Raw genomic sequence first — 903 nt, 5'->3', positions numbered from 1 at the left:
CGGGCGCGTCGCCTACACCTTCGGGCTGGAGGGGCCGGCCGTCACCGTGGACACCGCCTGCTCCTCCTCCCTCGTCGCCCTCCACCTGGCGGCCCGGTCCCTGCGCTCGGGCGAGTGCGACCTCGCCCTGGCGGGCGGCGTCACCGTCATGTCCACCCCCGACACCTTCGTGGAGTTCAGCCGTCAGCGGGGACTGGCGGCCGACGGACGCTGCAAGTCCTTCTCCGCGAGCGCCGACGGCACCGGCTGGGCCGAGGGCGCCGGACTCCTCCTCGTCGAACGGCTCTCCGACGCCCGCCGCAACGGACACCGCGTCCTGGCCGTCGTCCGGGGAACGGCCGTCAACCAGGACGGCGCCAGCANNGACGTGGACGCCGTGGAGGCGCACGGCACCGGCACCACCCTCGGCGACCCCATCGAGGCCCAGGCCCTCCTGGCCACCTACGGCAAACGGCCCAAGGACCGACCCCTGTGGCTGGGCTCGGTCAAGTCCAACATCGGCCACACCCAGGCGGCGGCGGGCGTCGCGGGCGTCATCAAGATGGTCCACGCCATGCACCACGCACGGCTCCCCCAAACCCTCCACATCGATCAACCCAACCCCCGCGTCGACTGGCACACCGCACCCGTCAACCTCCTCACCCAGCCCACACCCTGGCCCACCACCGACGACCGCCCACGACGCACCGCCGTCTCCTCCTTCGGCGTCAGCGGCACCAACGCCCACGTCATCCTCGAACACGCCCCACAAACCGACCACCCAACCCCACCCACCACAACACCCACCACAACACCCACCCTCTGGCCACTCTCCGCCAAGACACCCGAAGCCCTGACCGAACAGGCCACACGCCTCACCCAACACCTCCACACCCACCCCGAACTGGCACCAGCCGACGTGGC

1 protein-coding gene is annotated in these 903 nt (G+C 71.5%); it reads left to right on the top strand.

The window, feature by feature from the left end; all coding sequences use genetic code 11:
- Nucleotides 1–903, top strand: a 903-nt coding sequence (locus tag HPT28_RS26430) for a polyketide synthase (RefSeq protein ID WP_219094495.1), incomplete at both ends; no start/stop codon positions are given.

It is taken from the genome of Streptomyces sp. JJ38 (assembly GCF_019303475.1).
Lineage (GTDB): Bacteria > Actinomycetota > Actinomycetes > Streptomycetales > Streptomycetaceae > Streptomyces.
This window is presented reverse-complemented; position numbering and strand designations above follow the sequence as displayed.